General features: G+C 65.1%; 13 protein-coding genes. 9 read left to right on the top strand and 4 right to left on the bottom strand.

The genetic code is table 11. The features are described 5' to 3' along the window. Window positions 1-98: 98 nt before the first annotated feature. From rnhA to ispH, 3 genes are read right to left on the bottom strand one after another with little or no spacing between them, the layout of a single operon-like run. Window positions 99-542 (bottom strand): ribonuclease HI, encoded by a 444-nt coding sequence (gene rnhA, locus HGK27_RS14880; protein WP_206241542.1) that lies wholly within the window; start codon window positions 540-542, stop codon window positions 99-101. Beyond that, window positions 539-1,531 carry a homoserine kinase gene (thrB, locus tag HGK27_RS14875; protein WP_206241540.1) on the bottom strand — a complete coding sequence of 331 codons (993 nt, stop codon included), beginning with the start codon at window positions 1,529-1,531 and terminating at the stop codon, window positions 539-541. Before thrB ends, rnhA begins: the two co-directional genes overlap by 4 nt. A 43-nt stretch (window positions 1,532-1,574) precedes the next feature. Further along, window positions 1,575-2,549, bottom strand: a complete 975-nt coding sequence (gene ispH, locus HGK27_RS14870; RefSeq protein WP_206241538.1) for a 4-hydroxy-3-methylbut-2-enyl diphosphate reductase — start codon at window positions 2,547-2,549, stop codon at window positions 1,575-1,577. Between the two features lie 97 nt (window positions 2,550-2,646). Between ispH and HGK27_RS14865 the strand changes: the two genes are divergently transcribed. The 9 genes from HGK27_RS14865 to tatC all read left to right on the top strand — a co-directional run bounded on the left by HGK27_RS14865 (window position 2,647) and on the right by tatC (window position 10,623). Then, window positions 2,647-3,306 carry a hypothetical protein gene (locus tag HGK27_RS14865; protein WP_206241536.1) on the top strand — a complete coding sequence of 220 codons (660 nt, stop codon included), beginning with the start codon at window positions 2,647-2,649 and terminating at the stop codon, window positions 3,304-3,306. Between the two features lie 122 nt (window positions 3,307-3,428). After that, entirely contained in the window at window positions 3,429-5,171 is a 1,743-nt protein-coding gene (gene argS, locus HGK27_RS14860; RefSeq protein ID WP_206241534.1) for an arginine--tRNA ligase, read from the top strand. 3 nt (window positions 5,172-5,174) lie between these two features. Continuing rightward, window positions 5,175-6,140, top strand: coding sequence for an SPOR domain-containing protein (locus HGK27_RS14855; protein WP_206241533.1), 966 nt, complete (start codon window positions 5,175-5,177; stop codon window positions 6,138-6,140). Window positions 6,141-6,505: 365 nt separating this feature from the next. Then, complete coding sequence (gene nagZ, locus HGK27_RS14850) at window positions 6,506-7,564, top strand: beta-N-acetylhexosaminidase (protein WP_206241531.1); 1,059 nt, start codon at window positions 6,506-6,508, stop codon at window positions 7,562-7,564. Next, window positions 7,561-8,361, top strand: a complete 801-nt coding sequence (locus tag HGK27_RS14845) for a segregation and condensation protein A (protein ID WP_206241529.1) — start codon at window positions 7,561-7,563, stop codon at window positions 8,359-8,361. The genes nagZ and HGK27_RS14845 overlap by 4 nt, the downstream gene beginning before the upstream one ends. Further along, window positions 8,354-8,974 carry an SMC-Scp complex subunit ScpB gene (scpB, locus tag HGK27_RS14840; RefSeq protein ID WP_206241527.1) on the top strand — a complete coding sequence of 207 codons (621 nt, stop codon included), beginning with the start codon at window positions 8,354-8,356 and terminating at the stop codon, window positions 8,972-8,974. The genes HGK27_RS14845 and scpB overlap by 8 nt, the downstream gene beginning before the upstream one ends. 112 nt (window positions 8,975-9,086) lie before the next feature. Beyond that, window positions 9,087-9,338 carry a twin-arginine translocase TatA/TatE family subunit gene (gene tatA / locus HGK27_RS14835; protein WP_206241526.1) on the top strand — a complete coding sequence of 84 codons (252 nt, stop codon included), beginning with the start codon at window positions 9,087-9,089 and terminating at the stop codon, window positions 9,336-9,338. Between the two features lie 13 nt (window positions 9,339-9,351). After that, window positions 9,352-9,786 (top strand): Sec-independent protein translocase protein TatB, encoded by a 435-nt coding sequence (tatB, locus tag HGK27_RS31360; protein WP_206241525.1) that lies wholly within the window; start codon window positions 9,352-9,354, stop codon window positions 9,784-9,786. Between the two features lie 36 nt (window positions 9,787-9,822). Next, window positions 9,823-10,623 carry a twin-arginine translocase subunit TatC gene (gene tatC, locus HGK27_RS14825; protein ID WP_206241524.1) on the top strand — a complete coding sequence of 267 codons (801 nt, stop codon included), beginning with the start codon at window positions 9,823-9,825 and terminating at the stop codon, window positions 10,621-10,623. Window positions 10,624-10,864: 241 nt separating this feature from the next. Here the strand turns inward: tatC and HGK27_RS14820 are convergent, their stop codons facing one another. Next, window positions 10,865-12,619, bottom strand: coding sequence for an amidohydrolase (locus tag HGK27_RS14820; protein ID WP_206241523.1), 1,755 nt, complete (start codon window positions 12,617-12,619; stop codon window positions 10,865-10,867). Window position 12,620 lies beyond the last annotated feature (1 nt).

Below are 12,620 nucleotides of genomic sequence, written 5' to 3'. Positions count from 1 at the left end.
GCCTGCGGCGCAGCGACGTTGCGCTGTTGCTGAACCCGATGCGAAACGCTGACAAAACCCGGGAGCGCGAGGGTGTAACACCCTCGCATTCTATCCCTTTAACCCTTCTTCCCGACTGCAACCGCAGCATCACTGGCCAGCTTGTCCACCCGCTCGTTCTCGGCGTGGCCCGCGTGACCCTTGACCCATTGCCAGTCGATCTTGTGCGGCTTGGCGACGATCAGCATCTCGCGCCAAAGATCCTCATTGGCGACGGGTTCCTTCTTGGCGTTGACCCAGCCCTTTTTCTGCCAGCCAAACACCCATTTGGTGATGCCGTCGATCACATACTTCGAATCGGTGCTCAGGCGCACGGCGCAGGGCTGGTTGAGGGCCGCGAGGGCGCGGATCACCGCCGTCATTTCCATGCGGTTGTTGGTGGTCGCCTTGTCTGAGCCCGACAGTTCCTTTTCCACCTCGCCCATGCGCAGCAGCGCGCCCCAGCCGCCGGGGCCGGGGTTGCCCTTGCAGGCGCCGTCGGTGAAGATCTCGACCTGCTTCATGCGAAGACTCCCGCGTTGGCGGGGTCGGCGTAGAAGGCGAGGCGGCGGGCGAAGGCCATGGGGTCTTTTCGCACCACCAGCGCGTCCTGAGGCGTGTTGATCCAGTCATAGGCGCGGGTGGAGATGAAGCGCATCGCCGCGCCGCGCGCCAGCACGGGCAAGGCTGCGCGTTCTTCGCCACTCAGAGGCCGGATCGATTCGTAGCCCTTCAGCAGCGCCTGCGAAATTGCCGGGTCGAAGTTGCGCCCGGCATTGTCGAAGCACCATGCGGCGTGGGTGACGGCCACGTCATAGGCGATGATGTCTGTGCAGGAGAAATAGAAGTCGATCAGGCCGGTGACGGTTTCGCCCAGCATCAGCACATTGTCGGGGAAGAGGTCGGCATGGACCACGCCGGTCGGCAGATGGCGCGGCCAATGGGCGTCGAGGAAGGCCAGTTCTTCGGTGACGGTCTGGCCCAGAGCGGGGTCGATCGTGGCGAGGTCTTCGGCCTTGCAGGCTTCCAGCAATTCGCGCCATGCGGGCAGGGCCAGCGTGTTGCGGCGGTTCTGGCCGTAGCCTTCCACCGCGCGGTGCATCTGCGCCAGAGCAATGCCCACGGCATGGGCCTGAGCAGGCGTGGGCAGGCTGACCGAGACGCCGGGCAGGAATTCGATCAGCGCGACGACCTTTTCCTCGCCATCCGGGCCGGTCAGGCTGCGGAAGGAGGCGCCATCGCGGTCATGGATGGTGCGGGGGACGGGGCAGCCCTTATCGGCAAGGTGGTCTAGCAGGCCGAGGAAGAAGGGCAGATCGGCGATTTCGGTGCGTCCTTCGAACATCGTCAGGATGAAGCGCGCACCGGAACCGGTCTTGCCGGTGGTTTCGATCAGCCAGTTGCTGTTCGAGACGCCCTCGGCGATGCCCTTGGCCGACACGAGGTCGCCCACGTTGAAGGCGCAGATCAACTCGCCCAGCGCCTCGGCGCCAAGATGGGTGTAGACGGCCATGATTCCCCCGAAAGTCTGTTATTCAGTCAACTGACCCAAGTTGTCAGTCAGCAAGCTGACGGGGCAGCTTGAAGATCATCTTCTCTTCGGTCGTCACCACGGTTTCCTCGGTGACGGCGCGGAAGGTGGAGAGGAAGTCGATCACCTCGCGCACCAGCGTCTCGGGCGCGCTGGCCCCGGCGGTCAGGCCCAGCGTGTTGACGCCGTCCAGCCATGCCGGATCGATCTCGGAGGCGCGCTGCACCAGACGGGCGGGCGTGCCGCCGCGCGTGGAGACTTCGACCAGACGCATCGAGTTCGAGGAATTGGGCGCGCCGATCACGAAGAGCAGCTCCACCTGCGGCGCAATCGCCTTGACCGCCGCCTGACGGTTCGAGGTGGCGTAGCAGATGTCCTCGGCCTTGGGCCCGTTGATATGGGGATAGCGGTTGCGCAGGGCGCGCACGATTTCCGCCGTATCGTCCACAGAGAGCGTGGTCTGGGTCAGGAAGCCCAGCGCGTCCTCGGTGGTGAAGGGCAGGTCCAGCACGTCCTGCACGGTTTCCACCAGCGTGATCGTGCCTTCGGGCACCTGACCCAGCGTGCCGATCACCTCGGGATGGCCCTTGTGGCCGATGAAGATGATGTGGCGGCCGGCGTCGATCTGGCGCTCGGCCTGACGGTGGACCTTCGACACCAGCGGGCAGGTGGCGTCCAGCCAGTCCAAGCCGCGCTCGTCCGCGATGGCGGGAATCGACTTGGGCACGCCATGCGCCGAGAAGATCACCGGGGCGCCATCGGGCACCTCATCCAGCTCTTCCACGAAAATCGCGCCCTTTTCCTTCAGCTGATCCACCACATAGCGGTTGTGGACGATCTCGTGCCGCACATAGACGGGGGCGCCGAATTTGAGAATCGCGCGCTCCACGATCTCGATGGCGCGGTCGACACCGGCGCAGAAACCGCGCGGGGCGGCGATCAGCAGGCGAAGGGGCAGCAGGTCAGTGGCCTGCACAGCATCGGGAAAGGAAGCGTTCATGAAGCCGCCTCTAGCGCTTTGCGACGCGGCCCGCTAGGGCAGCGTGCAAGATAACACGCCGGATCGAAGATGCCGGAGACTTCCAAGGAACGTGAGAATGCATTTTCGTCCCCGTATGATGGCTGTTCTTGCTGCTGGAACGGCTTGTGCCCTGCTGGCGGGCTGCTCCGGCAAGGGTGAACTGGTGGTGGACGAAGGCGTGGGCATCACGGCGGTGCGCTCCACCTGCCCGGCGGTGGGCATTGCCAATGCCACCGGCGATATGACCACCTTCCGCGTGCCCGGCTCGTCTGACGCCAGGGACATCGATCTGGTGGCCGCCATCACCGATGTGCGCCCGGAATGCGATGAAAAGGCCAGCCCCGTGAAGTCGCATGTCACTTTCAAGGTGCAGGTGCGCCGCAGTGACAACCATGGCGCCCGCGATGTGACGCTGCCCTACTTCTTCACCGTGATGCGCGGCGGCAATGTGGTGATCGCCAAGAGCCTGGGCTCGGCCACCGTCCATTTCGCCGATGGGCAGGACCGCGCCGAGACCACGGCTGACGGCACCGCCACCATCGACAAGAAGGAAGCCACGCTGGACCGCGCGATCCATGACCGCATCGTGCGCCCCCGCAAGTCGGGCGAGGCCGATGCTGCCATTGATCCGCTGGCCGATCCCAGCGTGCTGGCGGCAGTCAACAAGGCCACCTTCGAGGTGCTGGTGGGCTTCCAGCTTTCGGATGCCCAGCTGGGTTACAACGCAACCCGATGATCCTGCGCGGGACGGGTCTCGTTCCGCTTAATCCTTGCCATTGGCCCCGGCGTCCGTTTAGGCGCTGGGGCTGATCGTTTTTTGGGCGTTCTCGCCCGATTGTTCATGAACAGGCTTTCGCTATGACCACCCAGACCCTGCATGCCGCCTTTGCCGGCCATGTCGCCGCCGCGCTCGATGCTCTGGAGGCTGCGGGCACGCTGCCGGCTGGCCTGAACCGCGCCGCCGTGACGGTGGAGCCGCCGCGCGATGTCACGCATGGCGATCTGGCGACCAACGCCGCCATGGTGCTGGCCAAGCCTGCGGGCACCAACCCGCGCGCTCTGGCGACGGCGCTGGTGGAGGAGCTGGAGAAGCTCGATCTGGTGGAAAGCGCCGAGATCGCCGGGCCCGGTTTCATCAACCTGCGCCTGACGCCTGCCGCATGGCTGGAAGAGCTGCGCGCCGTGGCCGCTCTGGGCGCAGATTACGGGCGTTCGGCGCTGGGGCAGGGCACCACGGTCAATGTGGAATATGTCTCCGCCAACCCGACCGGCCCCATGCATATGGGCCATTGCCGCGGCGCGGTGGTGGGCGATGCTCTGGCGAGCCTGCTGGAATATGCCGGTCACAAGGTGATCCGCGAGTATTACGTCAACGATGCGGGCGCTCAGGTGCAGGTGCTGGCCCGCTCGGCGCACATTCGTTACCGCGAGGCGCTGGGCATCGAAGTGGGCGCGATCCCGGAAGGGCTTTATCCGGGCGATTATCTGATCCCCGTGGGTCAGGCGCTGGCGGCTGAATTTGGCGACAAGTATGTCGATGCGCCGGAAGCCGAATGGCTGGCGATCTTCCGCGTCAAGGCCGTCGCCACCATGATGGACATGATCCGCGAGGATCTGGCGCTGCTGGGCATCAAGCACGACCTCTTCTCCTCGGAAGCCGAACTGCAGGCCGCCGGTAAGCCGGAAGAGGCCGAGGCTTGGCTGCGCGCTCAGGATCTGGTCTATGATGGCGAGCTGGAAGCCCCCAAGGGCAAGCTGCCCGACGATTGGGAGCCCGTCGCCCTGCCGCTGTTCCGCAGCACCAAATTCGGCGACGATCAGGACCGCCCGATCAAGAAGTCCGACGGCAGCTGGACCTATTTCGGCGCCGATCTGGCCTATCACTTCCAGAAGGCCCAGAGTGCCGACGCTCTGGTCGATATCTGGGGTGCCGATCACGCCGGTACGGTCAAGCGCATCAAGGCCGCCGTCGCCGCGATGACGGGCGCCAAGGGCAAGCCCACGCCCTTCGAGGTCAAGCTGGTCCAGATGGTCGCCCTGCTGCGCAATGGCGAGCCGGTGAAGATGTCCAAGCGTTCGGGCACTTTCGTGACGCTGGCCGATGTGGTGAAGGAGGTCGGCAAGGATGTCGTGCGCTTCACCATGCTGACCCGCAAGCCGGAAGCCCAGATGGACTTCGACTTTGCCAAGGTGGTGGAAGCCTCCAAGGACAATCCGGTTTTCTATCTGCAATATGCCCATGCGCGCATCCGCTCCACCCTGCGCAAGGCGGCGGCAGAGGGCTTTGCCCCCGCGCCCGACGCTATCGAGCAGCTGGGCGAGGAAGAGCTGGGGCTGGTCAAGCTGATCGCGCAATTCCCGCGCATCGTGGAAGCCGCCGCCGTCGCGCGCGAACCGCATCGCATCGCCTTCTTCCTGGCCGATGTGGCCTCGGCGTTCCATTCCTACTGGAATGTCGGCAACGATCGGCCCGACAAGCGCTTCATTCTGCCCCAGAATGGCGCATTGACGACAGCACGCCTTTTCCTTGGCACGCAAATCGGGCAGGTTGTGCGCAATGGCCTGGCTCTGCTGGGCGTCGAGGCCGTCGAGGAGATGTGATTCATGTCGGGTGAGAATGAAGGCAATCCTCCCCAGAACGAGCCGTGGCTGAACGACGCCCGTGAGGCTCTGGCCAAAAAGGCCGGAGAGCAGGGGCAGGAATGGATCGCTCACGCTCAGGATCAGGTCCATCAAGGTCAGGAATGGGCGGGCAACACGGCGCATGCCGCCGGGCAGACCGCCGAGAACTGGGTCGAGCAGTCCTGGGACCAGCACAGCTGGCCCTCGCAGGGCACCGAATCCGTTGCCGCGCTGAACGGCAGCTATGCCGGAACCGAGGAAACGCTGAACCTGCAGGACCGCGACCGCCTTCCCTGGCTCGACAATGCCGGGGATGATGAGGATTACTACGCCGTCGATCACCGCCGCGTGATCGCTGCCATCGTGGGCGGCATTCTGCTGCTGGGCGTGGTGGTGGGCGGCGTCTTCGCTTTCACCCACCGCAAGGATGGCGCGACTCCCGTGGCCGATGGCAGCGTGATCGGCGCGACCGACCAGCCCTACAAGCAGGCCCCCGCCAACCCGGGCGGCAAGCAGTTCGAGGGCACGGGCGATTCGAGCTTCGCCGCCGCGCAGGGCAAGGATCACCCGGCCCAGCTGGCGGCAGGCGATTCCGCGCCCAAGCCCGCCGCGCCGATCGATTCGCCCAAGGCGGATGCGAAGGCCGATGCGAATCCGGGGGCCAAGCCTTCGGCTGCTGCTGCTCCTGCGGCGCCTGCCGAGGATGCAGGTCCGGCTGGTGGCGTGGTGCAGATTGCGGCCTATTCCAACGAGGCCGCCGCGCGTTCGGGTTGGGATCACCTTGTGCAGCAGCATGAGATGCTCAAGGGCATGAACCACCGGATTACGCAGGGTCAGTCGGATATCGGGACGGTGTTCCGTCTGCAGCTGCTGGCCGCGGCTGGCGGTGGCAGTGCCCTGTGCAGCAAGCTGAAGGCTGAAGGGATTCCCTGTCAGGTTAAGCATTGATTTGATTTAGGAAGTAGGAAGGGCGAGGGGGGAGTCTTTGGTTGGTCGCATTCCTCAAGAGGAATGCTCCGGGCCCTCGCGCTCCCATAACGTCTTCCGACGATAGGGACGTGGCGCCGCTTCGGTGCGCCTTGGCTCTCCACCTGCACCACCTAAGGCGCCGCAGGCCTGAAAGCCGATAGCGCTGCGCATGGAAATCTGCCTGCGGCGCAGCGACCTTGCTCTTTGGCCGAACCCGAGGCGCAACGTGGACATTAATGGGAGCGCGAGGGTTATGACCCTCGCATCTTACCTTCCTTTTTAATCCCCCTTATCCACACCCCCGAAAACTTGCGCAAAACCCCCAAGTTTGCGAGGGTTTCCCCATGCTTCCCGCGATTTTCGGCCTCTCGGGCCACACCCTCACCGCTGACGAGCGCGCTTTCTTCCGCGATGCGGACCCGACGGGCTATATCCTCTTCGCCCGCAATGTGGCGGATCGGGATCAATTGCGTGCACTGACTGACGATCTGCGCTCGATCCATGGCCGCGATCAACTGCTGGTCACGGTGGATCACGAGGGCGGACGCGTGGCGCGGTTGAAGCCGCCGGTATGGTCTCGCTATCCGGCTGGGGAGGCCTTTGCGCGGCTATGGCAACTGGCGCCTGCCAGTGCGATTGAGGCGGCGCGGGTGCATGCTCAGGCGCTGGGAATGGATCTGGCGGAGGTCGGCATCTCGATGGATTGCTGGCCTTGCGTGGATGTGCGGGTGCCGGGGGCAGATGATGTGATCGGGGACCGGGCTTTGGGTGAAGAGCCCAGGCAGGTCGCCGCTTTGGGGCGCGCCATTCTGGATGGGCTGGCGCTGGCGGGTGTGGCGGGTTGCGTGAAGCATATGCCGGGCCATGGCCGCGCCGGGGCGGACAGCCACAAGGCCCTGCCGCGTGTCGAGGTGGATGCCGCCGCGCTGGAGCAGGATCTGGCGCCGTTTCGCGCGCTGAACAAGGCGCCTGCGGGGATGACGGCACATATTCTCTATCCGGCGTGGGATGCGGAGCGCCCGGCCACGCAGTCGCCCACCATCATTCAGCAGATTATTCGCGAAAACATCGGTTTCGATGGCCTGCTGATGAGCGACGATCTGGATATGAAGGCCCTGACCGGCACGATTGCCGAAAAGGCCAGCCTGTCGCTGGCGGCGGGCTGCGATGTGGTGCTCAATTGCTGGGGTACGATTGCCGATATGCAGGCGATTGCCGGAGCGGTGCCTGCGCTGACGGAGCAGGGCGCGGCGCGCTTGGAACGGGCTCTGGCGGATGATCGTGGGCCAAGGCCTCTGGATGCCGCGCTTCAGGCAGAGCTATGGGCCAAGCGTGATGCTCTCCTCGCACTGGCGGGCGCCGATCTGGCTGCAGGGGCCGATCCCACGGCCTACACCGTATGAACGAACCCGGCCTGCTTGACGGGCTCGACGGCCCCGATTTGGCGGGCGCCCCGCAGGAGGGCGCGCTTTACCTCGCGTTCGACAGTTGGGAGGGGCCGCTCGATCTGCTGCTCGATCTGGCGCGGCGGCAGAAGGTCGATCTCAAGACGATCCCGATTCTCGATCTGGTCGACCAGTATCTGGCCTTTATCGATCAGGCCGAGGCGCTCAAGCTGGAGGTCGCCGCCGATTATCTGGTGATGGCGGCATGGCTGGCCTATCTCAAATCCGCGATGCTGCTGCCCAAGGAGGAGCAGGAAGACCCCAGTCCGGAAGAACTGGCGCTGCGCCTCCATCTGCGCCTGCAGCGTCTGGCCGCGATGCGCGAGGCCGCCGCGCGGCTGATGGGTCGCGACCGTCTGGGCCGCGACACCTTCCAGCGTGGGGCTCCGGAAGGCTGGCGGGTTGACCGCAAGGCGCTGTGGCAATGCGACTGGTTCTCGCTGGTGCAGGCCTATGGGCAGGTCAAGGCGCGCAGCGCGCCGGTCGTCCATATGGTGCGCGACCGCAAGGTGATGACGCTGGATGCGGCGCTGGCGCGGGTCAGCGCGATGCTGGGCGTGACGCTGGACTGGATGGTGCTGGAGGATTTCCTGCCTGCCAGCAGCGGGGAATGGTCCGATCGGCGGCTGAGGCGCTCGGCGCTGGCCTCCAGCTTTCTGGCGGCGCTGGAGCTGGCCAAGCAGGGCAGGGTGGAACTGGTGCAGGACGAATGCTTCGGCCCTCTGCAGATGCGACGGATCGCCGGCCATGGTTGAGGCAGGGGTGGATGAGATCATGCGCGCCGTGGAGGCCGCCCTTTTCGCCGCGCCCGGGCCGGTGACGCCCGAGGCTTTGTCCAATCATCTGGGCGGCGTGGCGGTGAAGCCCGCACTGGCGGCGCTGGCGCAGCATTACGCCACGCGCGGCATCAACCTTGTGGAGCGCGGTGGGCGCTGGCATTTCCAGACCGCGCCCGATCTCGCCCATATCCTGCGCCGTGAGCATGAAGAGCCACGCAAGCTCTCGCGCGCCGCCACCGAATGCCTCGCCGTGATCGCCTATCACGAGCCGGTCAGCCGCGCGGAGATCGAATCGATCCGCGGCGTGCAGACCGCGCGGGGCACGCTGGACGTGCTGATGGAGGCGGGCTGGGTCCGCGCCGCCGGGCGCCGCGAGGTGCCGGGCCGTCCGGTGATCTATGCCACCACCCCGGCCTTCCTCGCCCATTTCGGCCTCGCCAGTCGCCGCGATCTGCCAGGGATCGACGATCTGCGCGCCGCGGGCCTGCTCGATCCGGTGGAGGACGCCTTCGAGGAAGCCATGGCGGGCAAAACCCCCGCAGCCGATCGCGCGGTTGACCCTGACGATGGGGCATCTGACCCATCCTGATGAACCTATACGCGCAGACTACTGGCGGAAGGACAAGAAAGTCCCTATCTAGAGTCTGTGAGAGGGCGCCGGTGCGAGCTGAGGGCCCGGCGAGATATTTGGAGCAAGAACAATGATGGGTCTGTCGCTTCCGCATCTGATCGTGCTGGCGCTGGTGGTGCTGGTGCTGTTCGGCAAGGGCCGGATTTCCGAAATGATGGGTGATTTCGGCAAGGGAATCAAAAGCTTCAAGGAAGGCATGAATGAGGACGGCACCCCGCGCGCCGCCCCCACGCCGACCGCGCCTCCCGCCCAGATCACGCAGGCGCCCGTAGCCCCGGAGCCTGTCAAGAACCAGAGCGAAACCGGCACGACCCAGAACTGAGCCGCGCCGCTTCATGTTTCTTGACATCGATCCTTCGGAATTTCTGCTGACGGCGGTGGTGGCCGTTGTGGTCATCGGCCCCAAGGACCTGCCGCGCGCCATGCGCGCTGCAGGCAAATGGATGGCCAAGATGCGCCGCATCTCGGGCCATTTCCGCTCCGGCATCGAAACCATGATCCGCGAAGCCGAGTTGGAGGACATGGAAAAGAAATGGCGCGAGCAGAATGAGGCGATCATGAAGGCGCAGGCCCCTGTGGCCGCCCTTCCGTCCGAAGTGACCGCCCATGCCCCCACCGAACCGCTCTCCGTAGGCGAGGTGGGCCATGAAGGCCACGGTGCCGCGCACAATGATGTGGCGCCAAGCGCTGTGCCTGCTACCGATGTTGCTCACCATCAGGCCCCGCATGGCGAGGCGAAAAGCCCGTCGCAGCCTGAAATCCTGTCCTGATCTCCGCTCCAAATTCCTCGGTGAGTTTCCTGCAGCATGGCCTTTGAAATCAAGGATATCGACGAGTCGCAGGCGCCGCTGCTCGAACATTTGATAGAGTTGCGCTCTCGACTGATGCGCTGCATCGTCGCGCTGGCGGTTTCTTTCGGCGTATGCTTCTATTTTGTGAAGCCGATCTTCGCCTTCCTCGTGGCCCCGCTGGCCGCTGCTTTTCCCAATGGGCAGGGCAGGCTGGTCTACACCAAGCTCTATGAAGCCTTTTTCGTGGAACTGAAGGTTGCATTTTTTGCGGGTTTCATTCTGTCCTTCCCCGTGCTGGCCAACCAGCTCTGGGCCTTTGTGGCTCCCGGCCTCTATGCCAAGGAAAAGAAGGCTTTCCTGCCGTTTCTGATCGCCACGCCGATTTTCTTTCTGACTGGTGCTGCGCTGGCTTATTACGTTGTCCTGCCGCCAGCTCTTCGCTGGCTGCTGGGCTTTAGTGGTCAAATGGGCGGGTTGAAGCTGGAAGCGCTGCCCTCCACCGGCGATTACCTTGGCTTGGTGATGCAGTTCATCTTGGCCTTCGGGGTCAGCTTCCTGTTGCCCGTGTTGCTGATGCTGCTGAACACCGCTGGGCTGGTGACGCGTGCTCAGTTGGTCGGGGCGCGGCGCTATGTGATCGTGGCGATCGTGGCGGCGGCGGCTTTGTTGACCCCGCCTGATGTGAGCTCCCAGCTGATGCTGGCGGTGCCGCTGCTGGTCCTCTTCGAAGGGACCATGATCTTTATGTGGTTCACCGAAAAGCGTGACGCCAAGACGAAGGCGGCAGAAGCTGTGGTGGACGTTCAAGAAGGTTAAAAGCGAGGGGGTTACCCCCTCGCGCCCCCATAACGTCTTCCGACGAGAGGGCAGGATCGCCCTGTCCTTGCGCCCAGCCTCTCCACCTGCGCGACGCCATGCGCCGCAGGCAGTGAATATCTCGCATGCATTATGGAGTAAAAGCCTGCGGCGCAGCGACGTTGCCCTACGGCGGAACCCGAGGCGCCAAGGCTGACAACAAATGGGAGCGCGAGGGTGTAACACCCTCGCATTCACCTCGTTATTTCTTATCGTCTTCCGCCTTGAACACCGGCAATCCGCCGACCCAGACCTGCAGAATCTTAGTCCCGCGAATTTCGGCGGGCGGAACGGCCATCACATCCCGGTCGACCAGCAGGAAGTCGGCGCGCTGCCCGGGAGTCAGGCGCCCGAAATGCTCTTCAGCGAACCCGGCATAGGCGGCCTTGGTGGTATACCCGGCCAGAGCCTGCGTGCGTGACACCACCTCCTGCGGCTGCCACCCGCCAGCAGGCTGCCCATCGGCGCCAACACGGCTGATCGCGGCGGCCATGCCCGCGAAGGGATCGCTCACTTCCACTGGAGCGTCAGACCCGAAGGCCAGCGTTGCGCCTGTCGCCGCCGCGCTTTTCCACGCATAGGCGCCTGCCAGACGGGCCGGGCCAAGGCGCGCTTCGGCCATCTGGCGGTCGCTGGTTTCGTGGGTGGGCTGCATGCTCAGGATGATATGCCCGGCGCGCTTGTCGAGATCGGCGATGCGGGGGAAATCTTCCGGCGCGATGATCTGGGCATGTTCGATGCGCCAGCGGCGGTCGCCCTTGTAGGTGTCGGCCATCTCGGTGATGGCGTCGAGCACCTCGCTGTTGGCGGCGTCGCCGATGGCGTGGACGGCCACCTGAAAGTGATCCATCGCGGCGCGGCTCATCAGGTTTTTGAGCGCGGCATCGTTCAGCTGCGGCAGGCCAGTGGTGCCGGGGGCGTCGGCATAGGGTGCCTTCAGCCATGCGCCGCGTGAGCCCAGCGCACCATCGAGGAACAGTTTGACGCCGTTCATGCGCAGGCGGTCGTCATAGAGCCATGGCGTGGGGCCGGGGCCGCCGATCAGCGCCATGGCATCCGTGCCCAGCGCATAGGACATGATGCGGATGCGCAGGCGGCCGAGGTCTCCGGCGCGGCGGAAGGTCTGCCAGTCCTCGATGGAGGTGCCCATATCGGCTGCGGCGGTGACGCCGTGGCGCAGCAGGATGGTCTGCGCGGTGGAGAGCGCGAGATCGCGGTCCTCGGGGCGGGGTGGGGGCACGGCCTTGGCCATCAGCGCCGTGGCTGCATCGACCAGCACACCGGCGGGGGCGCCAAGGCTCGGCTTGGGGGCCGGTCTGGCCGCGCCCTTCACGCCGGGCCGGGCCGGGCGCGCGGGCGCAGGGGCAGGCGCGGCAAGGCGCTCGATATGGCCGCCTGCCGGGTCCTTGGTGGCCGCCGTAATGCCTGCGAGCGCCAGCGCTCGCGTATTGGCCCAACCGGCATGGCCATCGACGCGCTCCAGCCAGACGGGGCGGTCGCTGACGGCGGCGTCCAGCTCGGCGGCAATGGGGAAGCGGCCAAGGCCCCATGTTTCCTGATTCCAGCCGCCGCCGATGATCCAGGGGCGGCCCGGATATTTGGCGGCATAGGCGGCGATCTTGGTCTGGGCGTCGGCCAGCGAGCGCGTGTCGGACAGATCCAAGGTCAGCGCGTTGAAGCCGATGCCCATCACATGGGCATGGGCATCGATCAGGCCGGGCATCATCACGGCGTCATGGCCGTCGGTCAGGAAATCGAGCTTGTCGGGGCGCTTGTCGCCGTCGCGCAGCAATTGCTTGACGCGGCCATCCTTGTCGATGACCAGGCCGGTGAAGTGCTGGATCTCGCCATGCTCATCCAGCGTGAAGCCGCGCACATGGTCGATCAGCGCATCGGCATGGGCCTGAACCGGCAGAGCGGTGGCAAGCAAACCGGCAATCAGAACCCGAAAACGCATA

Origin of the sequence: Novosphingobium terrae, from assembly GCF_017163935.1 — a bacterium.
GTDB lineage: Bacteria > Pseudomonadota > Alphaproteobacteria > Sphingomonadales > Sphingomonadaceae > Novosphingobium > Novosphingobium terrae.
Note: the sequence above shows the minus strand (reverse complement) of the source record. Positions and strands in the feature narration are given on the sequence as shown.